This is a genomic window from Alkalihalophilus pseudofirmus OF4 (assembly GCF_000005825.2).
GTDB lineage: Bacteria > Bacillota > Bacilli > Bacillales > Bacillaceae_D > Alkalihalophilus > Alkalihalophilus pseudofirmus.
Map to the genome: position 1 here is coordinate 2,246,268 of NC_013791.2, position 25,295 is coordinate 2,271,562.

At 39.9% G+C, this 25,295-nt stretch carries 24 protein-coding genes; all 24 read right to left on the reverse strand.

Going from position 1 to position 25,295, the window contains the following annotated elements:
* Positions 1-72 precede the first annotated feature (72 nt).
* A complete protein-coding gene (recA, locus tag BPOF4_RS11355; RefSeq protein WP_012959317.1) occupies positions 73-1,122 on the reverse strand; it encodes a recombinase RecA in 1,050 nt (349 codons plus the stop codon).
* 232 nt (positions 1,123-1,354) lie between these two features.
* The gene (locus BPOF4_RS11360) at positions 1,355-2,974 is read right to left on the reverse strand and encodes a DEAD/DEAH box helicase (RefSeq protein WP_012959318.1); all 1,620 of its coding nucleotides are present in this window, start codon (positions 2,972-2,974) and stop codon (positions 1,355-1,357) included.
* A complete protein-coding gene (locus BPOF4_RS11365) occupies positions 2,974-4,224 on the reverse strand; it encodes a competence/damage-inducible protein A (RefSeq protein ID WP_012959319.1) in 1,251 nt (416 codons plus the stop codon). Before BPOF4_RS11365 ends, BPOF4_RS11360 begins: the two co-directional genes overlap by 1 nt.
* Positions 4,225-4,237: 13 nt before the next feature.
* Positions 4,238-4,816 (reverse strand): CDP-diacylglycerol--glycerol-3-phosphate 3-phosphatidyltransferase, encoded by a 579-nt coding sequence (gene pgsA / locus BPOF4_RS11370; protein ID WP_012959320.1) that lies wholly within the window; start codon positions 4,814-4,816, stop codon positions 4,238-4,240.
* Positions 4,817-4,851: 35 nt separating this feature from the next.
* A complete protein-coding gene (locus tag BPOF4_RS11375; protein WP_012959321.1) occupies positions 4,852-5,346 on the reverse strand; it encodes a YajQ family cyclic di-GMP-binding protein in 495 nt (164 codons plus the stop codon).
* 205 nt (positions 5,347-5,551) lie between these two features.
* Positions 5,552-6,454, reverse strand: a complete 903-nt coding sequence (locus BPOF4_RS11380; RefSeq protein WP_012959322.1) for a helix-turn-helix domain-containing protein — start codon at positions 6,452-6,454, stop codon at positions 5,552-5,554.
* Positions 6,455-6,475: 21 nt separating this feature from the next.
* The gene (locus tag BPOF4_RS11385) at positions 6,476-7,243 is read right to left on the reverse strand and encodes a DUF3388 domain-containing protein (RefSeq protein WP_012959323.1); all 768 of its coding nucleotides are present in this window, start codon (positions 7,241-7,243) and stop codon (positions 6,476-6,478) included.
* A gap of 285 nt (positions 7,244-7,528) precedes the next feature.
* Entirely contained in the window at positions 7,529-7,780 is a 252-nt protein-coding gene (locus tag BPOF4_RS11390; protein ID WP_012959324.1) for a DUF3243 domain-containing protein, read from the reverse strand.
* 73 nt (positions 7,781-7,853) lie between these two features.
* Complete coding sequence (gene ymfI / locus BPOF4_RS11395) at positions 7,854-8,576, reverse strand: elongation factor P 5-aminopentanone reductase (RefSeq protein WP_012959325.1); 723 nt, start codon at positions 8,574-8,576, stop codon at positions 7,854-7,856.
* A 23-nt stretch (positions 8,577-8,599) separates the two neighbouring features.
* On the reverse strand, positions 8,600-9,886 hold the full coding sequence (gene yfmH / locus BPOF4_RS11400) for an EF-P 5-aminopentanol modification-associated protein YfmH (protein ID WP_012959326.1): 1,287 nt from the start codon (positions 9,884-9,886) through the stop codon (positions 8,600-8,602).
* Positions 9,886-11,166, reverse strand: a complete 1,281-nt coding sequence (yfmF, locus tag BPOF4_RS11405) for an EF-P 5-aminopentanol modification-associated protein YfmF (RefSeq protein WP_012959327.1) — start codon at positions 11,164-11,166, stop codon at positions 9,886-9,888. Before yfmF ends, yfmH begins: the two co-directional genes overlap by 1 nt.
* A gap of 33 nt (positions 11,167-11,199) precedes the next feature.
* On the reverse strand, positions 11,200-11,925 hold the full coding sequence (locus tag BPOF4_RS11410; protein WP_012959328.1) for a GntR family transcriptional regulator: 726 nt from the start codon (positions 11,923-11,925) through the stop codon (positions 11,200-11,202).
* Positions 11,926-11,963: 38 nt separating this feature from the next.
* Positions 11,964-14,330 carry an FtsK/SpoIIIE family DNA translocase gene (locus BPOF4_RS11415; protein ID WP_012959329.1) on the reverse strand — a complete coding sequence of 789 codons (2,367 nt, stop codon included), beginning with the start codon at positions 14,328-14,330 and terminating at the stop codon, positions 11,964-11,966.
* Between the two features lie 119 nt (positions 14,331-14,449).
* Positions 14,450-14,674, reverse strand: coding sequence for a YlzJ-like family protein (locus BPOF4_RS11420; protein ID WP_012959330.1), 225 nt, complete (start codon positions 14,672-14,674; stop codon positions 14,450-14,452).
* Positions 14,671-15,420 (reverse strand): ClpP family protease, encoded by a 750-nt coding sequence (locus BPOF4_RS11425; RefSeq protein WP_012959331.1) that lies wholly within the window; start codon positions 15,418-15,420, stop codon positions 14,671-14,673. The genes BPOF4_RS11420 and BPOF4_RS11425 overlap by 4 nt, the downstream gene beginning before the upstream one ends.
* Positions 15,421-15,527: 107 nt before the next feature.
* Positions 15,528-17,195, reverse strand: a complete 1,668-nt coding sequence (locus BPOF4_RS11430) for a ribonuclease J (protein WP_012959332.1) — start codon at positions 17,193-17,195, stop codon at positions 15,528-15,530.
* Between the two features lie 331 nt (positions 17,196-17,526).
* The gene (dapA, locus tag BPOF4_RS11435; protein ID WP_012959333.1) at positions 17,527-18,402 is read right to left on the reverse strand and encodes a 4-hydroxy-tetrahydrodipicolinate synthase; all 876 of its coding nucleotides are present in this window, start codon (positions 18,400-18,402) and stop codon (positions 17,527-17,529) included.
* Between the two features lie 39 nt (positions 18,403-18,441).
* Positions 18,442-19,668, reverse strand: a complete 1,227-nt coding sequence (dapG, locus tag BPOF4_RS11440; RefSeq protein ID WP_012959334.1) for an aspartate kinase — start codon at positions 19,666-19,668, stop codon at positions 18,442-18,444.
* A 15-nt stretch (positions 19,669-19,683) separates the two neighbouring features.
* Positions 19,684-20,730, reverse strand: a complete 1,047-nt coding sequence (gene asd, locus BPOF4_RS11445) for an aspartate-semialdehyde dehydrogenase (protein WP_012959335.1) — start codon at positions 20,728-20,730, stop codon at positions 19,684-19,686.
* 153 nt (positions 20,731-20,883) lie between these two features.
* Positions 20,884-21,477 carry a dipicolinate synthase subunit B gene (gene dpaB / locus BPOF4_RS11450; RefSeq protein WP_012959336.1) on the reverse strand — a complete coding sequence of 198 codons (594 nt, stop codon included), beginning with the start codon at positions 21,475-21,477 and terminating at the stop codon, positions 20,884-20,886.
* A 71-nt stretch (positions 21,478-21,548) separates the two neighbouring features.
* Positions 21,549-22,424 carry a dipicolinic acid synthetase subunit A gene (gene dpaA / locus BPOF4_RS11455; RefSeq protein ID WP_012959337.1) on the reverse strand — a complete coding sequence of 292 codons (876 nt, stop codon included), beginning with the start codon at positions 22,422-22,424 and terminating at the stop codon, positions 21,549-21,551.
* A gap of 191 nt (positions 22,425-22,615) precedes the next feature.
* Positions 22,616-22,858 (reverse strand): YlmC/YmxH family sporulation protein, encoded by a 243-nt coding sequence (locus BPOF4_RS11460; protein WP_012959338.1) that lies wholly within the window; start codon positions 22,856-22,858, stop codon positions 22,616-22,618.
* Positions 22,859-22,944: 86 nt separating this feature from the next.
* On the reverse strand, positions 22,945-24,186 hold the full coding sequence (locus tag BPOF4_RS11465) for a M16 family metallopeptidase (protein WP_012959339.1): 1,242 nt from the start codon (positions 24,184-24,186) through the stop codon (positions 22,945-22,947).
* A 17-nt stretch (positions 24,187-24,203) separates the two neighbouring features.
* On the reverse strand, positions 24,204-25,181 hold the full coding sequence (locus tag BPOF4_RS11470) for a polysaccharide deacetylase family protein (protein WP_012959340.1): 978 nt from the start codon (positions 25,179-25,181) through the stop codon (positions 24,204-24,206).
* Positions 25,182-25,295 lie beyond the last annotated feature (114 nt).

The window sequence follows — 25,295 nt, forward strand, 5'->3', positions numbered from 1 at the left end:
TTTCGCTAGAGCATGTTTCATCAACCGTGTTAACGTATAGATTAAATGATCACAAGCTCTATTTCAATCTGATTATTTTAAGTCTAATGGCACATCTTCAAATTCTTCATCAGTAGCTGGGTCTACTTTTATTTCTCCGTTTAACCCGTGATGATCACGAATAAGCGTTTCAATTTCAGAAGCAACATCAGGGTTTTCTTTTAAATATTGCTTAGAATTTTCCCGGCCTTGACCAAGACGCTCCTCTTTAAAAGAATACCATGCTCCGCTTTTTAGAACAATATCAAGATCTGCAGCAATGTCTAAGATAGAACCTTCGCGTGAGATCCCTTCTCCGTACATAATATCTACTTCTGCTTGTCTAAATGGCGGCGCTACTTTATTTTTAACTACTTTAATCTTCGTTTTATTACCGACCATATCGTTACCCTGCTTCAACGTTTCTGCACGGCGCACCTCAAGGCGGACAGAAGAATAGAACTTCAGTGCACGGCCTCCTGGTGTTGTTTCTGGGTTCCCAAACATAACCCCTACTTTTTCACGGATCTGGTTAATGAATACAGCAATCGTCTTCGACTTATTAATTGCTCCTGATAATTTACGAAGAGCTTGAGACATAAGTCTAGCCTGCAGACCAACGTGGCTGTCTCCCATATCCCCTTCGATTTCTGCTTTTGGCACAAGAGCCGCCACACTATCTATGACGATCATATCAACTGCTCCGCTGCGCACTAATGCTTCTGCAATTTCAAGAGCTTGCTCACCTGTGTCCGGCTGTGATAATAGCAATTCATCAATATTGACTCCAAGTTTCTGAGCATAAACCGGATCAAGCGCATGCTCTGCATCAATAAATGCCGCTTGGCCGCCGTTACGCTGAATTTCAGCAATTGCATGCAAAGCAACCGTCGTTTTACCAGATGATTCTGGTCCGTACACTTCAATAATACGGCCGCGAGGATACCCGCCTACTCCTAGTGCAATATCAAGTGCCAGCGCACCACTGGATACAGTTGATACACGTTGATCGACTTGCTCTCCTAATTTCATAATTGAACCTTTACCAAATTGCTTTTCGATTTGGCGAAGCGCCATATCAAGAGCTGCTTTACGATCACCCATTGAACATCTCTCCTCTATATATAAACTAATCTATTAATCATATTGTTGAATGAAAGAATCTTACTTGTTCATCATACCCTCTTTTGAGTCATTTGCCAATAGTTTTTACGAACATTTATTCGGTTTTTTATAGGAGTGAGGTTTGAAGCTTATGACGAAGGGAATTTCAAAGGTAGAGAAGAAGAGAAATGCTAGACCAAACTTTCAGGAAAGAGAGGTCTAGCATCAAACGTTAAGAAGAACGAGCTTTCGTAGGGCGTGGTGTACGATTGTCGCGTTTTGGACGCGGTTTAGCTGGTTCAAGGTTTACACGAGCCCCATTAATTCTTGAATAACGCAGGGCTTCATAAACAAATGGCGCTACATCTTCAGGCACTTCAACAAAAGTAAAGTTCTCGAAAATATCAATACGGCCAATGGCTTTTCCAGGAATACCAACGAGTTCAGAAATTTCTTCAATTAGAATTTTAGGACTCATATTCACATTACGGCCGACATTAATAAAGAAACGCACCATTCCCTTAGCTCCGCCAGTCTCGCCAAAATTGTATCCTGCTTCCTCAGCTGCAGAATCATTTGAGAAATTCATTTTTAACAGGGCAGCCACTACATCCTCAGGACTGTGGTCAGCTAACACTTCTTGTACGAGCGGTTTAAATAATTCAAATTCCTTTCCACCTGTATCAATTGTATCATGAACAAGCTTCTTCCATGAACTTTGCTGCTTTTCTACCACATCTTCAATTGTCGGCACATCTTGTGAAGGAATGGCCATTTTTATTTCCTGTTCAATTGAGCGAAGATGCTTCATTTCACGCGGGGTAACAAGTGTAAGAGCCAGCCCCTTACGTCCAGCTCGCCCGGTACGGCCAATTCGATGAACATAACTTTCCGGGTCTTGCGGGATATCATAGTTAATTACATGAGTTACATTATCCACATCAATACCACGAGCAGCTACATCCGTTGCAATTAGAAATTCTATCGATGAATCCCTAAACTTCTTCATCACCGCATCGCGCTGCGATTGTGTTAGGTCACCATGAAGCCCATCAGCTAAGTATCCTCTTGCTTGAAGGGCTTCTGTTAATTCAGCAACCCCTTTTTTGGTACGGCAAAATAAAATACCAAGATCCACTTCTTCACTATCAATAATACGACAAAGGGAATCAATCTTATTACGTTCAAGCACTTTATAGTAAAGCTGATCGATAGAAGGGGCAGTAACTTCCCCCTTATTAATCGTCACGGTTTTTGGAGTCGTCATATAACGGCGGGAAAGCTTTTTGATGGCAGGAGGCATAGTTGCTGAGAATAAAAGCGTCTGTCTTGCTCCTTTTACTTCTCGCAAAATCGACTCAATATCATCAACAAATCCCATATCAAGCATTTCATCCGCTTCATCTAACACAATCGTGTGAACTTTATTTAATTGCAGCGTTTTCCGGCGGATATGATCAAGAATTCTTCCTGGTGTTCCGATCACAACTTGCACGCCTTGTTTTAATGCTTTAATCTGATGGCCGATCGATTGTCCGCCATAGATAGGCATTGTTCGAATTCGTTTATGAGCAGATAGTTTTTGCAATTCCCCTGACACTTGAATGGCGAGCTCTCTTGTTGGAGTTAGAATCAATGCTTGAACATAGCGCTCTTCGGTCACTTTATCAATAACAGGAATACCAAATGCGGCTGTTTTTCCCGTCCCTGTCTGTGCTTGTCCGATAACATCTCCGCCTTCAAGAATAACTGGAATAGCTTTTTCTTGAATAGGAGATGGTTCTTCAAAACCCATGTCCTTAATAGCGCGTTTAATTGGTTCTGAAATCTGAAAATCACTAAAATATGTCATTATTCTATATTCCACCTTTTCAGTTCGTTCAACAAATAAAAACAACCATAGTTTATCGTCCTCTGACGAATGGCTTCTCTGTTGCCGCTTAGTTTTAACTTATGTACGGCCATCTCATTGTTCGGGCCGCATATTCCGATATAAACTTCTCCAGGCTTTTTACCATCTTGTGTACCAGGTCCAGCAACGCCTGTGAAACTGATCCCAATATCTGATTGAAGCTTCAGTTTAACAGCTTTAGCCATTTCCAAGGCACATTCTGCACTTACCACTCCGTTTTCAGCAATAATTTTATTCGGTACACCTAAATGATTTTCCTTCACTTTTGTTGCGTAAGAAATAATACTTCCATGAAAAATCTCAGAGGCTCCTGAAATGGATGTAAGTGCACTTGAGAAAAGGCCTCCCGTTAAGCTTTCAGCAGCCGCAATATAGTACTTATGTTTTTTAAGCTGCTTAGATACGACTTCCATTAACGTTGTCTCACCGTACCCATAAAAATATTCTCCGACACGAGAAAGGATGGCTTTTTCTACTTGATCAAGGAGCTGGACACTTACGTTTGGGTCATAATGTTTGACTGTCAGCCGCAAAGTAACCTCACCCTCGCTAGCAAGCGGTGCAATCGTAGGGTTGGTTTGGTTGACAAGCAAATCATCAATCATTGCTGCTAATTTGGATTCGCCTATCCCAAAAAACCTGAGGACTCGGGATGTAATTTTCTCCTGTGTCACATTGTCTTTCTCAAGCAGCGGTCTTAATTCAGACACCACCATTGGCTGCATTTCTTTTGGAGGGCCGGGAAGCAACACAAACTTACATTGATCGGTCTCCAAAACCATTCCAGGCGCCATTCCATTATGATTAACCAATACATGGCTGTCTTCAATGACAAGCGCCTGTTTTTTGTTATTTTCCGTCATGACCTGCCCTCTTTTTTCAAAGAAAGAAGTAATAGCATCTAACGATTGTTGGTGATACACAAGATCTTTCCCGCAGATCTCAGCAACGGTTTCTTTCGTTAAGTCATCTTTAGTGGGACCTAGCCCGCCAGTTAATATAACCAAATCAGATCTCTTAGAAGCTTGGTTGAGAACGTCAGTCAACCGTTCTTCGTTATCACCAACCACAACATGATAAAATACATCAATTCCATGCTGAGCTAGTTCCACGGATAAGAAAGCAGCATTTGAGTTCACGATCTGGCCAAGTAATAATTCGGAACCAACGGCTATAATTTCCGCTTTCATACTCTCCCCCCTTTTACTTAGATTTTAAAATAACATGACGATTCTTCATGAAATAATCAATTCCAGAAAGCAGCGTTAAGATCGTAGCAATCCAAATTGAAATCATTGCAAAAGGGATAGATAATGCTTCAAACGGCAGGTTATACAGCATAAGAGCAGAGATACCGATAATCTGCCACACTGTTTTCCATTTACCTAAATTGCTGGCTGCAATTACTTGACCATCTGCAGCAGCGACAAGCCTGATACCTGTCACTGCAAACTCACGGCTGATAATAACAATAGCCATCCAAGCAGGAAGAGCACCAAGTTCTACCAGGCCTATTAGAGCAGCAGTAATTAATAATTTATCTGCTAGCGGGTCTAGAAACTTGCCAAAATTGGTTACAAGGTTTAACTTTCTAGCATAATACCCGTCTAACCAATCTGTTGCCGCAGCAAATATAAAAAGCAATGCTGCAATAAAATGAGCCACAGGTATCTCAACGCCTAACCATTCCCACTGTCCCATTGGCAGCGGTGCAAGCAGAAACACCATAAAAATCGGTATTAAACAAATTCTTGAAATCGTAATTTTATTAGGTAAATTCACCAAACGTCCCTTCTTTCGTCAGTTTCCTATGTACATTATCTCATGTTGACAAATTGAACAGGGAAGTCGAAATCCTGCTGCTTCATAACTTGAATTACATGTTGTAAGTCATCGATGCTTTTCCCTGTTACCCTAACTTGTTCGTTTTGAATTTGTGCTTTTACTTTAAGCTTTTCATCACGAATGAGTTTAGTGATTTTTTTAGCACGGTCTGCACTCAAACCTTTAACTAAGGTGATGACTTGACGCACTGTCCCGCCATGTGCACGTTCAATTTTCCCAAAATCCATTGCTTTTTGTGAAAGGCCACGTTTTATAAATTTTGATTGCAAAATATCAATAACACTTTCTAGTTTGTATTCATCATCAGAAATAATCGTAATATGATCATCATCTGTTCGTTCAATTGAACTTTTAGATCCTTTAAAATCATAGCGGTTTTTAATCTCTTTCATTGCTTGGACAATGGCATTGTCTACCTCTTGACCATCAATATCTGAAACAATATCAAATGAATGTTCTTTTGCCATTTGTTTCACTCCATTCTCTCTATCTCTTTTCTAAAGTCTACCTCATATTGTACCATATTATGGACTAAGTTGAGAAACAAGTCGGACTTCTCTAATGAAGTTAATCTTTCTTAGAGTTATCTGATTCTGAAGTTCTTCTGCCTTCTGTTTTATGCACTCTAAGGCTGACACTATCAAAAAAAGAAATGGCTGCTTGCCATTTCTTTTAGTCATTCACGCTGTTTGTAATATTAATTTTTTGATGGATGATCTCTAATGGGAAGTCAACCTCTTCATCGTTAACGATCAACGTTACATTTTGTGAGGCGCCAAAGTTAAATTCAACTTCTTCTTCTCCTTGGAAGTCATACTCTAATTCTTCTCCACTTGCGGGCTGACCCGAGAAGAACATATTACCTAAACCGTTTTTCACATCCACATATGAGCTGTCGCTAAATTGAATCACTACATCGAAACGATCAGCTTCCAGTTCAAAATAAGAAGTATTACCACTGCTGTTTAAAAGGTTTAATGTTGAGGTTTCTGACGAAGTTTCCTCTTCTTCTTCCTCTTCCTCTACAGCAGGCTCTTCTTCAACTGCATCTTCATTAGCCGCTTCTTGATCTCCTTCTGCCTCTTCATCAGCTTCAGGCTCCGTTGCTCCTTCAGAGAAATCAGCATCGACATTTTCTTCTGGATCAGGGGCAATCGCAGCATCCCTCTCACCGCCGATACTTTGAGTTACAAGCCATATGCCTAGAGCAATGACGACCAAAAAGGCAAGCGCAATGACAGCCGGTAAGAATGCAGGCGCTTTAGATGATTTCTTTGGCTGACGTACGGGCGATTTAGACCGCTCAGACCTTGATGGCAAATCAATTGATTCTTTTTGAGGATTTGGGAGTTCATTTCTGTACTGATCAAACAATGGTTCCGGATCTAACCCAACTGCTTCTGCGTATGTTTTCACAAACGCGCGGGCATAAAAGAGTCCGGGCAGCGTATCAAAACGCCCCTCTTCTATAGCAAGCAGATATCGCTTTTGAATCTTCGTACTGCGTTGAAGGTCCTCAAGCGATAACCCCTTTTCCTCACGAGCCTCTCTTAAATGTTGTCCTAATTCTGACATTTCAAACACCTACCTACAACTTTAACTAATATCAAATGATGAAAAGCCAGATTCCATTACTTCGTAAGAAATCGTCTCCTTTTCATTATTTCTAAGTTCAATAATACAATCAAAATCCTCTAGTTCATATTCCGTTTCACGGACAAAAATATCAGGATGCTCAACCACTTTAACTGCCGGAAGACGCATAATATCCCTGACTAATGTACGATGTCTTTCAGTAGAGCGCATTGTCGAGACAATTCCGTCAATAATAAAGATATGGTCTTCACTTAATTCATCATCGGCTAATTGATTACGGACCGTTTGCCGCAAGAGCGTAGAAGATATAAACGACCAGCGCTTATTGGCACACACACTTGCTGCTACAATTGATTCTGTCTTTCCTACTCGAGGCATTCCTCGAATCCCAACCAAGTAGTGGCCGTCTCGCTTATACAACTCGGCCATAAAATCAACCAACAGTCCAAGTTCTGTACGAATAAAACGGAAGGTCTTCCGATCATCAGCGTCACGCTCAATATAACGCCCATGACGAATAGCCAGCCTGTCACGAAGATGAGGTTCACGAAACTTCCTTACAGTAATGCTGTCAATTGTATGTAAAATAGCGCGAAACCTAGCAACTTGATCATCACTTTTACTTCTGATAAGCATACCGCGGCGCATATCGTCTACACCGTTTATTGTCACGATATTAATTTTCAGCATCCCAAGTAATGAAGATATATCTCCTAACAACCCTGGCCTGTTATTATGAATTTGATATTCTAAGTACCATTCTTTCATCTATTAACGTCACCTTTCGTTATAGAATAAAGCCGTATTTAGGTAACACATTTGACAAAACAAGATTTCAATTTTTTACTTCCTTTTAATGATAATGGATTTTAGTTATAATTGAAAGTGCTTTGTCACTTTAATCGCTAAATGAATAAAAAGGATTACGAATTCATATTTTACTATAATCTATCTTTACTTCATACACTTTTATTTGCAATCTAAAACATTTTTTGTATAAGACCTTGTTTAATCATAGAAAAAACGCCGCAGCTGCTGCGGCGTTTTCCTATACTACCCTTCGTTGCGAACAAGCTTTACCATCATGTTTGCGATAGCATGCTGCTCGCCTTCATCTGCTACTTTCCATAGCTCAGCTAAAACACGCTCTTGCTCATTTTTAGGCTCGACTTGCTGTGCAAGATATTCACCAACTTGATAAGCAACATCTGATACCACATTTTCATTCATGCCCTCGTGTTGAGCTTGATTAAGACGATCACCTAAAAAGTCTTTCCATTGATCCCAATTATCGAGTACAGACATAATAACCCCTCCTTGAGTAGAAATGTATTACAAGCTTATTTTCTCAAGAGAGGGCTTTTTTTATGCATGACTTTTAACAATACCATGCTCCATTTACAGATAAAATTTGTCCGTTTATGTAATTCGATTTATTAGAACATAAAAAAGCAACTGCATGAGCAACATCTTCTACCGACCCAATTGCCCCAGCAGGAATATCTGAAGTGATGGCTTCAATATCTTCTTTTGTGTATTCATTCAACATGTCTGTATCAATGGCACCAGGTGCTACTCCATTAACTTGAATATTGCTTAAGGCAACCTCTTTAGCAAGGCTTTTTACAAAGCTATTCAAGCCCCCTTTTGCACTCGAATATGCCACCTCACATGCCGCCCCTGTCATCCCCCAGATGGATGAGACAGCAATCACTTTTCCTTCTTTTTGTTGAATCATGAATGGCATAAGTGTTCTCGTTATCTTTATTGGGTTAAGTAAATGAATATTCATGATCTGATTAAGTCGTTCATCCGTAAGGTCTGTAAATAGTTCAGTTGAGCTTAGTCCACCGTTATGAATTATAGTATGAATAGGTGTATGTAGTTGTCCTAAGAGCTCATCTGCACCATTAATATGACTCAAATCCGCTTTCACAATCCATACCTCAGCACCTTTTTCCCTGCAGGTATGCGCAACCTCTTCGATCAACTTCTTGTTTTGATAATAATGTAAAAATAGAGCGCACTCAGGTGCAGCCAGCTCTTTTGCAATTGCTGCTCCAATCCCGCGCGACGCTCCCGTAATTAAAATTGATTTCATCGTTGGATTTATACCCTCCGATCTCACTTTTCCGCTCTTACTTGGCATACTGTGAAGCGCTTAAAGTCAAAATGTTCTTCTAGAACTTCACTTAGGTGCTCTTTTGTGATCCCTTCAAGTACAGGAACTACATCAAATAGAGTCATGTCATTGAATTGATAACGCGTAAATTGATTAGCAATATATTCTGGAGAATTAAGCGAACGAAGAAAAGATCCTATCTTTTTCTTAACCGCACGATTAACAACAGACTCATCTAGCGCTTCTTGTTTGAATGTTGTAATCATTTCTTTGATCGCTTCAGCTAATTCATCCGGTTTCTTCGTATCTCCACCAAGAATGGTAAAGCCAAACCCTTCTTCGGCCGAATAATCGAAGGAAAACGAGTCATCAATTAAACCTTGTTCATATAGTTTTTGGTAATTAGCTGAACTTTGACCAAACATTAAATCAAGTAAAATGTTAATAGAAAGCTCATGCTTTAATAAATCTTCCCCTTGTCTAGATGGATTCGCTTCTTTAAATCCAACTAAACACTTCGGAGTTTGAACCGGCATATGAATGACATTTTTCTCAGTTGCGACTTCATTAGGTTCATCATCAAAGACCCGGTTGATCGTCTCTGGGGCTGCAAAAGACTTACTCCCTTGATTCTCTTTTACTTGCTTCATAATGGCTTGTGGGTCAACTGGACCGATGATAAATAATAACATATTATTTGGATGGTAAAATGTTTGATAGCAAGTATATAAAAGATCTTTCGTAATGTTGGAAATGGATTCAATTGTTCCGGCAATATCTAACTTGACTGGGTGATTCACAAACATATTCTCAATCACACCGAAGTAGGCACGCCAATCGGGGTTATCATCGTACATCGTAATCTCTTGACCGATAATCCCTTTTTCTTTTTCCACACTTTCTTCGGTAAAATAAGGATGCTGAACAAAGTCTAATAAGGTTTCTAAATTCTTTTCGACATTTGTTGTACTTGAGAATAAATACGCCGTTCTTGTGAAGCTTGTAAAGGCATTGGCAGATGCACCTTGTTTACTAAAATCCTGAAACACATCACCATTTTCATCCTCAAACATTTTATGCTCTAGAAAGTGCGCAATTCCATCGGGTACATGAATCGTATCATTACCACCAAGAGGGGTAAATTTATTATCAATCGATCCATATTTTGTAGTGAAGGTTGCAAATGTTTTATTAAACCCTTCTTTAGGAAGAATATACACATCTAAACCATTTTCTAACTTCTCATGGTAAAGCGTTTCTTTAAGCTGTTCAAAAGTAAGTTGTTTCATTATGAAGCTTCACCGCCTTTTAAGAAATAAATGGTATCTAACTCTATTTTTTGAGCGGCATGCATTACATCTTCTTTTGTGACTTGATCTATTTCTTTAAGCATATCTTCAAGAGTACGGTTATGTCCGCTTACAATTTGGTGATAACTTAGTTCCACATATCCACGAGCAACATCAGACGTTTCTAGCAGCTGATTTTTCAGCATTGCTTTCGTTTGATCTAATTCAGCTTCCGTAAAATCACCTGAACACATTGCTTCAAGCTGCTCTTTGATAATCGTAACTGCACGGTCATACTTCGCAAATTCAATTCCGCTCATGACCATCATGACACCTTTGTGACTTTCATATCTTGAAGCGGCATAGTAGGCAAGGCTCTCTTTCTCACGAACATTGATAAACAATTTCGAGTGAGAGAAACCTCCAAATAGCCCGTTGCATACTTGCATCGCTACATAATCATCATCTTTATAGGTTGTATATGTACGATACCCCATATGCAGCTTTCCTTGCTTAACATCTTGTTCTTCTATCACGACATTTTCTTTTTCTACTTTTGGGCTCTCAGAACTAGGCGGCGTTTGATCAATTGGCTCACGTCCATTGATATTGAAATAGGTTTCCACTTTAGCAATGGCTTCATCTGCTTCCATTGCTCCTACCAAGTAAAGGTCTATGCGGTCTTTTTTTAGAAGCTGTTGATAATATTCATACAGCCCCTCAGCTGTAATCGCTTCCACTTCTTCCACCGTTCCATATGAAGTAAGTCCAAACGGCTCATTTTTACACATTTCTTCAGTGATACGAACATTTGCATAGCGCATTTTATCATCATATACAGATTGAATACGCTGCACGAGGGAACGCTTTTCATTTGCTACAATAGAGGCATTAAACCCATTCTCCTCCACTAGCGGATCAAGCAAGACCTCAGAGATTAATTTAATCCCTTCTTCAAAAAGAGGCGTTTGATCAGTTAAAAAGGTTTCATTGGCTACATCTAATCGGATCGTTATGACATGCTGCTCGCCCTTTTTTTGAACATCAGATGCAAGCATCGCTCCGTACAGTTCATCAAGGCGGCCGCGAACCTCTTTTCTAGAAGGAGATTGAGCGGTCCCATTTTGCAGAACATGAGGCAATAGTGCACGCATGGCTACGGTTTCTCTATCTAATGGAGCTTTTATCATTAACATTAATGTATTCGTTTTATAACGATCGGTTTTAATGGTATGGATGTTTATTCCTCTAGATTCTTTCGTTTTCTCCATCAGCTGCATAAAATCATCTCCTTTTTACCATTCATGCCTAGTTTATGCTTTGACTCGCTTTCTTACTACGTGGAACTTAAATTTATCTGCTCTAAAGTAATTTAGTGAGTAAAGCAGAGGCCGCTCACTTTGATCATAATGAATTTGCTTAAGCAGTAAGAGCGAAGTTTCAGGATCACATTGAAGGATTTCAGAGACACGCTCGTGAAAACCAATCGGTTCGATGTAGGTCACGGCATAACTTATAGAGTGACCAATTTCTTCAAGATAATTAAAGATTGACTTAGTTTCATGAATAGAATGGTTCTCAAGCAATTGATTTGGGACTTTATCTAAACAATATACAACAGGCACTTGGTCTGCTGTTCTTACACGCTCAATTTCCATTACTTCTGTTAATTCGTCTTGATTAAAGCGGCGTCGATCTTCATCCGTTGCCTCTCTTACAGCAGAAGATAAAAAGATCGTACCAGGCTCCATATTTGCCTGTTTAATCATATCTGTCACACTATATAACTCTTCTATCCCTGCTGAGAAAAGTGGTTTGGTGTGAACAAACGTCCCGACTCCGTGACGTCTGATCACTACTCCTTCCTCTTCAAGAAGGCGAAGCGCCTCCCTGAGCGTTGCGCGGCTCACTCCTAGCTGCTTTGATAGTTCAAATTCAGAAGGCAGCTTTTCTCCTTCCTCATACACTTTATTTTCAATATCATCTTTAATACGATCTATAACCTGTAAATACAACGGACGATGATCTGCTTTAATCAAAGTCTCCACTCCTTTAGAACTTATTCTCTCTCTCCACTTTATGATGTAGCATCTATATCTTCATTTTCCACTTTAGAAACAAGAACTTCTCTTGGTTTGCTTCCTTCATAAGGACCGACTATACCCCTTACTTCCATTTCATCAATTAAACGTGCTGCACGTGTGTATCCGATACGAAAACGCCGTTGAAGCATAGAGACTGAGGCGGTCTCCATTTCTGTTACTAATTGTACCGCATCATCATATAACTCGTCCTCTGCTTTTTCTTTCACTTCTGGCGCATCTGTTGGTGTCATCTCTTCTTGGTACTGTGCTTTTTGTTGTGATATGACAAAATCAACGACTTCTTCCACTTCACCATCCGATAAGAATGCTCCTTGGATCCGTGTCGGTTTAGTGGCTCCCATTGGCAGATACAGCATGTCTCCTCGGCCTAACAATTTCTCCGCTCCACCTGAGTCTAGTATGGTTCTTGAATCCGTTTGCGAGGAAACGCCAAAAGCTATTCTTGATGGAATATTCGCTTTGATCACACCGGTAATAACATCTACAGATGGTCTTTGTGTCGCAATAATCATATGAATACCTGCTGCCCGCGCCATTTGCGCAAGTCTTGCTATGGAATCTTCTACATCACCAGAAGCAACCATCATTAAGTCTGCCAGCTCATCTACGATCACAACAATATAAGGCAGTGTCGGCTGCTTTGCATCCTCTAGTTTATTTTGCTTATTGATCAATTCATTATAACCTTCAATGTTCCTTGTTCCCGTATGAGAAAACAGGTCATACCTTCTTTCCATTTCAGCGACCACTTTTTTTAACGCCTGTGAAGCTTTTTTAGCCTCTGTTACAACAGGTGTTAAAAGATGGGGAATTCCATTGTACATATTAAGCTCAACCATTTTAGGATCAATCATCATCAGCTTTACTTCGTGAGGTTTTGCTTTCATGAGTATACTAGTAATAATACCATTAATACACACACTCTTTCCGCTGCCTGTCGCTCCGGCAACGAGAAGATGGGGCATTTTATTTAAAGGAGCGAGTACAGGCTCTCCTGATATATCCCGACCTAGTCCGACTGCTAGTACATTTTCATCCTTTTTTGCTTTCTCTGAATCAAGCACTTCCCTTAACGTCACAATGGCTACTTCCTGATTAGGAACCTCAATCCCAATCGCAGATTTACCTGGAATAGGTGCCTCCATCCGAATATCTTTTGCTGCTAAAGCAAGAGCTAAGTCATCTGCTAGGTTTACAATTTTACTTACTTTGACTCCAACACTTGGGTGGACTTCATATTTGGTAACAGCTGGACCTAAGTGAACTTTTGATACTTTGGCCTTAACACCAAAACTCTCAAGAGTCTGCTCAAGCTTTCTTGCATTCGATGCCAGCTGTCTTTTCTCATTATATTGCCCAGTTTTATGCGGAAGTTTTAGAACATCAAGCGCTGGAAGCTTGTAGGATTCATTTTCTTTGGCTGCTGTGACAAGCGGAACCGTCACCTCGTCCTGATCTTCTACTTTTCCCTCTGTTTTTTCCGCTTTCTGCTTTACCTGTGGCTTTTTCTCCTGTTCATCATCCGATTGTTGTCTTTGCGTCCTTTCTTCTTGATAAGCTTTTTGAGTAAAGTCAACAATTTCAGGTTCAACTTCTTCTTCAGGCTCAATCATTATATCGTCTAAAGAGTCTTCTTCTTTTTGTTTTTGACGCTGTTTTTTGCGTTCTTCGTAAGCTTGTTTTTCATCTGTTACTTTTTGCTTTGTTTTTTCTTTCATGCTTTTAACTTCATCTACAAGAGAGAGAATCGTATCTGCTATGAAGACGTAGCCTTTTTTAAATACTTTACTTAATAATTCAGATAATGAACGGCCTGTTAATAAAATAATTCCAATAATAAATAAAATAAAACATAGAAAATATGTACCTGCCTCAGCAAATAAAAAATGACTGATTGCAAAAGCAATAGAGCCTATCATCCCGCCTCCAAGATCTGTTGGCGGCACCTCTCCTCTCATCTCCATCCAAAACAACGTCCAGGTATTACGAATGACAGATTGGTCTGTAAACCCTTCTCGGTTATTTAAATGATGAAATAACCCTACATGGCTGAATAAAGTTAAAGAGAGTATCATCACATAAAATCCAGCCATTCTTCTTGACCAAAAAGAAGGCAGCTGTCTTTTAATCATTATGTACAGGGCTACCACTAATAATCCAACTGCAAGCACTGCAAACCATTGTCCTAAGAAAAAACGAAACAGTCTCACAAATGTTTCCCCAACTGTTCCTAACCTTGCCAATGTTACGACGGCAATGACTAATAATCCGAGTCCAATTAATTCGTATGTAAGCTGTGACTTCCACTCGGTCTTTTTTTTCTTTTTTCGTCTTGCCATCTATCTCACCTCTTTAGCATTGTTACATGTGATAAGCATAGAGAAGAAGCAGCCAAAATTGGCTGCTTCGACCATGCTTGGATTAAATTAATTATAGCATAATAAAGGTTAGCGCTACATCAATAAAATTGAGGTTTTGCTTGAATGATCGTCCCTGGAGATAAGTTAGGATTCAAGTAATTCATCGCATTTCCGCTTATAAGTCTTACCACTTTATATTGGCTTGCATTAATTTGTTCAACAATCAGCTGTCCTTCTGCACAATTCACCACTTGCTGTGTCGCATAACTATGTTCTTCTTCAGGGAAAATCTGTTCTCTTGGCATCATGGTGTATAAAATCATTGCACCATATCTCCTTTTTCTTTTACCGGTTTATTCGCATCGATTAACTCATTTAATTTTTTAAGTGCACTGCCAATTCCACCTACTTCATCAATCAACCCATACTCAACAGCATCGGTGCCGACTACATTTGTCCCAATATCACGAGTAAGGTTTCCTTTAGACAGCATTAATTCTTTAAACTTTTCTTCTGAGATTCCTGACTGCTGTGTAACAAAACTAATGACACGTTCCTGCATTTTATCAAGGTATTCGAACGTTTGTGGTACACCAATCACAAGACCTGTCAGCCTGACCGGGTGAATCGTCATCGTTGCTGTTTTTGCAATGAATGAATAGTTTGCTGCTACGGCAATGGGTACACCGATGGAATGTCCTCCTCCAAGTACTAATGTGACACTCGGTTTAGACATGGATGCAACCATTTCAGAAATTGCTAAGCCTGCTTCTACATCTCCGCCCACCGTATTTAATATTAATAATAGTCCTTCTATTTTAGGGTTCTGCTCAACTGCTACAAGCTGAGGGATAATATGTTCATACTTTGTTGTTTTGTTTTGAGGAGGCAGCTGCATATGGCCTTCTATTTGTCCAATAATGGTCATGCAATGGATATTTGAAGCATCCATATCAGGGACATTTGTTTGTCCTAATTCTTGAATCTTCTCTAAGATGCCTGACCCCTTTTGTTCTTTTTGAGGCTGCTGCGGCGCTTGCGGCTGATCTTCTTGATAAAAATCCGACATGATTATTTTCCTCCTTCATTGTTATGTAATCGTAGTATGAGCGTGATGAAGGAAAATCATTCTTATCCATACAAAAAGGCATGTCTTATGCGACATGCCTTTCCCCATTATACCTCCATAATAATTGGAAGTATCATTGGTCTTCGTTTCGTTTGTTCGAACAAATAACGGCTTAACCCTTCACGAACATTACTCTTAAGTGAAGACCATTCATTAACGTTCTCAGTTACACATTTCTTTAAAATATTGCTTACAAGCTCATTTGAATCTTCAAGAAGTTTCTCTGATTCACGTACATACACAAATCCGCGAGAAATAATGTTTGGACCTGAAACTATCTCACCGGTTTTCTTATTTAACGTAACAACGACTACCAGAATACCGTCTTTTGATAAGAGGCGGCGATCGCGTAATACAATATTACCTACATCTCCTACACCTAAGCCATCGATTAAAACATTTCCAGAAGGTACTTTGCCTCCCCTTCTAGCTTGTCCTTTTGTAAACTCAATGACTTCTCCCTTATCAACAAGATAGATATGTTCTTCTTTAACCCCAACTTCAACAGCTAGAGCACGGTGCGCATGCTGCATGCGGAATTCCCCATGAACAGGAACGAAGAACTTAGGTTTCATTAAGTTGAGCATCAGCTTTAACTCTTCTTGACTACCGTGGCCTGAAGCATGCACTTTTGTTTGGCCATATACGACATCTGCTCCAATGCGGTGCAATTTATCGATAATACCTGAAACAGATTGTTCATTACCAGGGATAGCCGATGCAGCGATAATAACGGTATCATGTTCTGTAATCGTTATTTGACGGTGTGCACCTTTAGCCATTCTTGTTAACGCACTCATCGGCTCGCCTTGACTGCCTGTTGTTAATATTGCTAATTGATGATCTTTGTATTTATTCACTTCATCAATCTCAATAAGGAGGTTATCTGGCATTTCTAAATAACCTAATTTTGAAGCAATGGATAACACACGAACCATGCTTTTACCGACGACAGCTAATTTGCGGTTCGCTTTAACAGCTGCATGAATAACTTGCTGAATTCGGTGAACATTTGAAGCAAAGGTGGTCACTATTATACGGCCATCTGTATGTTCAAATACTTCTGCAATTCCTTGTCCAACTTCAGTTTCAGATTTTGTCGTTCCAGGGCGCTCTGCATTCGTACTATCAGACATCAAGCAAAGAACTCCTTTAGATCCTATGGCAGCCATCTTACCGATATCTGCTTGTTTTCCATCTACCGGAGTTTGATCAAATTTAAAATCTCCCGTATGTACGACCGCTCCTTGCGACGTTTCAACACATACACCAACCGAATCAGGAATACTGTGGTTCACTCGGAAAAACGAGACATTGGTTGAACCAACCTTGATTCTTGAATTTGAATCAATTAATTTTAATGTCGTTTGACGGTGTATTCCCGCTTCTTTTAACTTTTCTTCCACTAACCCTAGAGTAAGTTTTGTCCCGTAAACTGGAACATTAATTTTCTTTAATACATAACTTAAACCGCCGATATGATCCTCATGACCATGAGTTAAAATAATTCCTCTAACACGGTCTTTTTGTTCGACCAAATAAGATACATCAGGAATGACAATGTCTACTCCCAACATATCATCATCTGGAAACATTAATCCTGCATCAACGACGATAATATCGTCGTCTACTTCTATTCCGTACATATTTTTGCCGATTTCTCCGACTCCACCTAAGGCAAAAACACGTACTTTCTCTGTCTGTTGCTTTGACACTTGGCGTTCCTCCTAAACAATAAAATAAACGATATATGCATTAAGAAAGGAATCTCATCTGCATAAAACAAGCAAATAAATTCTTTCTAATACGCTATTAATATAATGATTTCACTTTAACTAATGGTTGGAATTAACATGAGCTCTGTGCTGTGAGCCACTCTAACCCTTTAACATAATTGGTTCCGAATACAGAAAAAAGCATATATTTAATCTTGTGCTCTTAACAACCCGTACGAATCACTTGAAATCAGTATACCTTATTCATGAAATGAAACACAAGACTGAACTTCCTTTACTACCAAAATCATGTAATAAAAAAAGCCTAACCTTAAAGGTTAGACTCTTCAATCGTTGTTTTTACAAAGTACTGTTCTTGCGCTGTCAGAGGAACCAAAGGAAGTCTCACGCCGCCTGTATCCAATCCGCATACTTGTAAAGCATATTTTACACAAGTTGGATTTGGCGCATGAAACATGGCTTTCATTACAGGTAAAAGTTTTCGGTGAATATCACCTGCTTTTACTACATCCCCAGCTATAAATGATTGAATCATTTGCTGCATTTGTTTACCAGCCACGTGAGAAACAACCGAGACGATCCCGTCAGCGCCGATGGCTAATGCAGGAATCGTAAGTGAATCATCGCCGCTGTAAACAAAGAAATCCTCAGCCGTTCCTTCGATAATAGCGGCCATTTGCTCCAAGTCGCCACTCGCTTCTTTTACTGCTGTAATGTTCTCTATTTCTGATAGCCTAATTACGGTTTCAGCTTCTAAATTGACAGAGGTTCTCCCTGGCACATTATAGAGCATAACAGGCAGTTTTGTAGATGCGGCCACAGCATGAAAATGATCATACAATCCTTGCTGTGAAGGCTTATTATAGTATGGTGTTACAAGCATAACACCATCCACGCCGGCCTCAGCTGCTTCTTTTGTTAATCTAATTGTTTGACCTGTGTTGTTGCTGCCAGTTCCAGCAATAACAGCGGCTCTTTTATTTACGTGTTTCACAGCCAATTGAAACAACGAAATTTTTTCTTCTTCTGTAAGCGTAGGGGATTCGCCAGTAGTACCAGCAATCACCAACGCATCTGTCCCACGGTCAAGCAAATAATCAATCAGCTTTCGTGTTTTATCAAAATCAACATTGCCTAACGAATCAAACGGAGTTACCATAGCCGTCCAAACATGGCCAAAATCCATAATGCCCAACTCCTTACAAGAGCAATTCTAGCTGACCCATTACAGTTGCTTATTCCCTGCTTCTTCTAAATGGAACATGTAATGTAGTGCATTAACCGCTTTTTTCATATCTTCTTCTTTGACGAGTATCCAGATCGTTGTATGAGAGTCGGCCGATTGCAGTATTTGGATGTTTTCACGCGACAAGGCTCCAACAATTTTAGCCGTTACCCCAGGCACGCCGCTCATTCCTGCACCTACCGCAGAAACTTTTGCACAATGCCTTTGAACTTCGGGCTCATATCCCATTTCTTTTAAAATTAACAGAGCACGGTCAGCTACTTCATCAGACACTGTGTAGACGACCCCTCTTGGATTAATATTAATAAAATCAACACTGATCTTCTCATTGGCCATAGCCTTAAATACTTTCTCTTGAAGATCAAACTGCCCATCTTTAGCCAGCACTTTAATTTGCGTGATGTTTGACAGATGAGCAATCCCCGTTATCGTTCTGTCTTGAACATCCTGTGCTGCCTTATCGGAAAGCATAGATGTAACAAGCGTACCTCGGCTTTGTGAATGGGTAGAACGTATATGAATAGGGATTTTAGCCTGCATGGCAATTTCTACTGCACGCGGATGAATCACTTTTGCCCCTTGATACGCCATATTACAGATTTCATTGTAAGTCATCGTATCAAGCGCTCTTGCATCTGAGACAATCCTCGGATCTGCTGTCATGACCCCTTCAACGTCTGTGAAAATATCGACCCATTCAGCTCCTACTGCAGCTCCAAGAGCAGTGGCAGACGTATCACTTCCACCACGCCCTAGTGTCGTAATTTCCCCTGTTTTAGATTGACCCTGGAATCCAGCAACAACCACTACATCCTTCGTTTCTAAAAGCTTCTTAAGGTGATCCGAACGCATTTCAAGGATTTTAGCACTTGTAAAATCATCATTTGTTCTAAAGCCAGCCTGAGCACCTGTTAAGGCCATTGCGTTAGCACCAAGCTCATTGATCAGCTCTGTGAATACGACAGATGAAATGACTTCCCCGCATGAAACTAGAAGGTCCTGTTCCCGTTTTGATATATGGTTAGAATCAACCAGCCCAAGAAGAGTATCTGTTGCATAAGGTTCACCTTTTCGTCCCATAGCAGATACTACAACAATCACTTTGTAGCCTTCCTGAACAGATTTCAACACATGCTGCGCTGCTTTTTTTCGAACCTCCTCATCTCTAACAGAGGTTCCTCCAAATTTTTGAACGATAATCTTCATAAGCCACCTACTCTTCTACGATAACAGTTGTAATTTTACTAAGCTCTCAGCAATTTGAACTGAATTCCATGCAGCACCTTTAATAAGGTTATCTGAAACAACCCACATGTGGTAACCATTATCACGATCAAGATCGCGACGGATACGGCCGACAAATACATCTTCCCTGCCGACACAATCAGCAGCCATCGGATAGACTTGATTTGCTGGATCATCTTGAAGGGTAACACCTGGAGCTGTTTTTAATAATTCCTTTAACTCCTCTACAGTTGCGCCGCTTTTTTCTGTCTCAATGTATACAGATTCAGAATGTCCTGTTTCAATCGGAAGACGTACACAAGTAGCCGCAACCTCTAGCGATTCCATATGCATAATTTTCTTTGTTTCATTAATCATTTTCATTTCTTCAAATGTATAACCATTCTCTTGGAATAAATCAATTTGCGGAACAGCGTTAAATGCAATTTGATAATGCTTTTTGTCTCCGCCAACCGGAAGAATTTCAGGAGTGAATTCTTCCCCATTTAAAATAGATTGAGTTTGGCTCTTCATTTCTTCAATAGCTTCAAGCCCTGCCCCAGATACCGCTTGATAAGTAGACACAACCACTTTTGTTAAGCCATACTGTTTACGGATCGGCTCAAGCGCTACAACCATTTGAATGGTAGAGCAGTTAGGGTTGGCAATAATTCCGTTGTGATTACGAAGATCTTCTTCATTCACTTCAGGCACAACAAGCGGAACATCGGCATCCATTCTAAATGCACTTGTATTGTCAACAACAATAGCACCACGCTTTACGGCTTCTGGTGCGAGTGCTTTTGATACAGACCCTCCAGCACTAAATAGAGCAACGTGAACTCCTTCAAAAGATTCCGGAGTAGCCTCTTCTACGATATATGTTTCACCTTTAAAAGTGATTTCTTTACCAGCTGAACGCTTGGATGAAAGTAAAGTTAATTTCCCAATTGGAAAATTGCGCTCCTCTAATGTTTTTAGCATTTGTTGTCCGACCGCACCTGTTGCACCTACAACAGCTACATGATAGTTTGATGTTGTCATTTGTGTAGTTCCCCTTCCTGCGTTCATAAGTTTAATAGATTACGTTATCTTGACGCGATTGAACTGATTATAGCACAATAAATTCAACTTTTCGTCAATTTCCTCTATTAAACTTTAAGGGAAATCATTCATTTGTGCAACTTCGTCTAATCGCTAATCTTTGAATTTTTCTACCAGCACAGGCTGATACTGTACGCCAGCTAAGGCAGACTCCACTGTATCCACTAATGCTTCCATTCTAGCAACAAGCGAGTTAGGTTTTTTAACAGGATCGTCCTGCCCGAATGGAATAAAGTAAATATTTTTCGTGGCCATTAAACGCATGATATTTACACCGTTAAGTCCGAGGGCATCATTTGTTGATATGCCAAGAACAACAGGGTTTCCATTTCTAAGTGTTGCTTTAGCTCCCATTAATACAGGGGAATCTGTTAATGCATTAGCAAACTTACTCGTTGAATTACCTGTAATAGGTGCGACAACCATACAATCAAGCGGAGTTTTCGGACCAAATGGTTCCGCCTTTACTATTGAATTAACAATCGGTTCTGAAGTGATTTCTTTAATTTTGGTTAACCAGTCTGCACTGTCCCCAAATTTCGTATCAGTAGATTCGACTGTATATGTGACAAAAGGTGTTACTTTTGCCCCTAGGTCTACCAGCTTTTGCATTTCTGGCAGTACAGCATCATACGTACAATGAGATCCTGTTAAACCAAATCCTATATGCTTTCCTTTTAAAGACATATGAACCCTCCTCAACAATTTCAAAAAGCTTCGGGATGTTTTCTTAAATAGGTGAACCTTCTTCTGTTTTACTAATCTCCTTGCAAGAGATCTGAAAGTACATTGGCTAATATTTTCCCAGCCGTTTTAGGGGCGACAATTCCTGGGAGACCTGGTGCAAGCAGTGCTTTCATCCCTCTCTTTTCAGCATACCTAAAATCCGTTCCCCCTGGCTTTGAGGCTAGATCAATAATAAGAGCGTGCAGCGGCATCTCTGCGAGAACCTTTGCAGTAATGATTAATTCAGGAACGGTGTTAATGCATATATCTACATCTGCTAATTCTTCTTTTAAGTGATCGGTATGAAAAGGCGTTAATCCCATTTCTGTGATTCTTGCTAGTTGATGTGACTCGTTTGCCCCAACTTTAACATTTGCACCTAGGGCATCAAATGTTCTCGCTACAGACATTCCTACTCGACCTAATCCTATAACAGCTACACACGCACTATGGATCGTAATATCCGTATGTTGTATCGCCATCATAATGGTTCCTTCTGCAGTAGGAATCGAGTTATAAATAGCTATATCATCTCTATCCATTAATTTAACAAGTCTTCGTTTCGCTTTTTTTACGTATTGATTAAGGGTGTCATTTGTGATCCCTGAAAAAATGGTGCAATGCTGAGGTGTTTGACTGAACATCTCGGGTGTTAATGTTACTTTTTCATTCGAGAAAATGGTTTCAATTTCCCCTTCATTGTTCATTCCGCTTACCGGAAGCAAGATCGCATCGACTTTATTCCACTTCACATCATCAATCGATTGCTTGGATGCCCCTATATAACCATCATCTAATTGATCAAAACCAACTAATGAAAGCTTTGCATCAAGCGTTGATAATTTGCGAATAATCTCAAGCTGTCTTGCGTCACCCCCGATGACGACTATTACTTTACCCGTTAACATCAGCGTCCCTGCCCCTTTCCTAAAGTAGCCTTCGCCCCCACATGTCGTCAGTTTTATATACGTTGGAGGGAGTAACAGTATCTGAATTGATTCACGATAGCATATGTATAAACTTGATAATGGGTGAATAAAGGGAGTGATTTAAAAGACATGACTTAAAACAAAAAAACACACTGCCTATCTGCAGTGTGTTAATCAGGAAACCCCATATCTATGATAATCATATCCTGACCAATCTTTTTAATTTGATTCCAATATACCGTCACTTCTTTTTCTTTTTTACCAAATCCAAACCATTTCATCGTTGGCACAATAAACGCTTCAATTTCTCCCGTCTCCTCATTAATCAGTAGGTCTGTCTGACCTAGGATTCCCATGCGTTCTCCTTTTTGGTAATCAATGATTTCTTTGTTGCTGATCTCACTTAGCCGCATGCTCTTCCTCCGTTCTCTAAGGGTTTATGATAGTGTATGAGAACGGCAATTAAAATAGACCAGCTAATATAGCTGGTCTATCTCGCTTAGGCTCTTAACGATTTAGGAACCTCTCCCGTTGAACTAATAAGTGAAATAGCAGGTTCAGTGGAAAGCAGTGTTTGAGCAAGACGATTAACATTTTCTAATGTAACATTATTGATCTCAGCTAAAATATCGTCTAACGTGCGATGGCGTTTTAACATCAACTCATTTTTACCGTTTCTGCTCATTCTTGAATTGGTACTTTCTAAACTTAGCATTAAGCTTCCTTTTAATTGTTCTTTCCCATTTTGAAGTTCTTTTTCATTCATTCCTGCTTCACACAGTCGGCTTGTTGTCTGATTAAGGGCAACTACCAGCTCATCTAATTGCTCTAATGCCGTACCTGCATAGACGGTCAACATACCGCTGTCTTGATAGGAGGAATGGTAAGAAAATACGGAATAACATAATCCACGCTTTTCTCTAATTTCTTGGAACAGGCGGCTGCTCATGCTGCCTCCTAGTAAGTTATTAAGCAGAATTAAGGAATAGACATCTTTATTGCCAATTTCTAAACCAGGATAAGCAAGACATAAATGTGCTTGTTCCGTTTCCTTTTTACGTGTAATCAACTCCGATTGAAAGCGTGGTGCACTGGCTTCATATTGATAAGTTGTTGGTTTAACCTCTTTGAAAATATCTTTGATCGATTGAATGACCTCATCCGTTATATTTCCTGCAATAGAAATGACCACATGGTCTCCAGTATAGTAACGGTCCATGTAAGAACGTAGCGCCTTTTCATCGAATGTTTTAAGAGTATCTTGTGTTCCTAAAATAGGATAGCCTAATGAATGTTCACCATAAGCCGCCTTACTTAAGAGATCATGTACAATATCATCAGGAGTATCATCCACCATTTTTATTTCTTCAAGCACGACATTTCTTTCTTTTTGAAGCTCTTTCGCCTCAAATTCAGAATTGAAGAACATGTCCGATAATACATCTACAGCAATCGGTGCATGCTCATCCAGCACTTTTGCATAATAGCACGTATATTCTTTTGAGGTAAATGCATTCACTTGACCGCCGATTTTATCAAATGCCTCGGCAATATCTGCAGCACTTCGCTTTTTTGTGCCTTTAAAGAACATATGCTCTAAAAAGTGGGAAATACCATTTTCATGCACTTCTTCATAACGAGAACCTGTTCCTATCCATACTCCAATAGAAACAGACCTTACCGTCGGAATTGCCTCTGCCATAATTCGTACACCATTATCTAATTCAATCTTTTGTATCAATCTATATCCCCCTAAAATTAGTCATCCAGGGTTACACCATTATGAATTCTTGTCTCACTCATTAATTCTGAAACCGTACCAAGTTCAAGCCCTTTTGCTTGAATTCCTTCAATCATCTCCTTGAGCCCGGCCGCTGTAGGCTCGGTTGGATGCATCAAAACCATCGCTCCAGGATGTACTTTATTTAAAACACGATTGACCATTTCATCAGGATGTGGTTTTTTCCAGTCTACAGTATCAACCGACCATAGGATGGTCATCATTCCATGAGCACGAGCTTGATCTACCACTCTTTGAGAATAACTTCCGCTAGGCGGGGCAAACCACTTAGGTGTAACATCTAACGTAGCAAGTATGACGTCATTTGTTTTTTGTAATTCTTCATTTACTCTTTCGGTAGTTAGTGATTTCATATCAGGATGCGAGTATGCATGATTTCCTATTTCATGACCTTGTTCTAGTATCATTGTAGCCATTTTCGGATTGTTTTTAACCCAAGATCCATCTAAAAAAAAGGTCGACTTCACACCGTAATCCTTCATCACCTTTAACATTTCAGGAATATACTCATTTCCCCATGCCACATTCACTAAAAAACTGACCATGGGCTTTTTTTCATTCCCTTTATAAATAGGTGTCGGAGGCAGGTCCTCTAAATGAACCGACGGTGCTGTTTCCTTAAATACAAGCCTATCCTCATTAAATGTTCCCAGCTTCTTCATCTTATCATAGGAGGCATCAACGTCAACCTTTAACCCGTTGTAGCCGGGGAGAGCCTTCCAGACCGGATCCACCCTTGCATCTATCGCATCTTCTTCAAATTGTTCTTTATTCAGTTCAATTTCTTCATAAAGAGGATCTTGCTGCTTCATAACCATTGTTGTATCTTGCTTCAATTCATTTATGTATTGCAAAGAGAACGGATTTTGCACCGCTCCAAAAGAAATAACCATTAAACAGCAGCCTAGAAATAACACAGATACAAACTTTTTCATTCTAATCAATCCTCCTTCTATTGGCATACTATGCAATAAAGAAGGTTGATAGAACAAGCTTCCTAATACCCTTATTTAGTTAAGGAAGTAAGGTCAATGCCGCAACGACTAAAA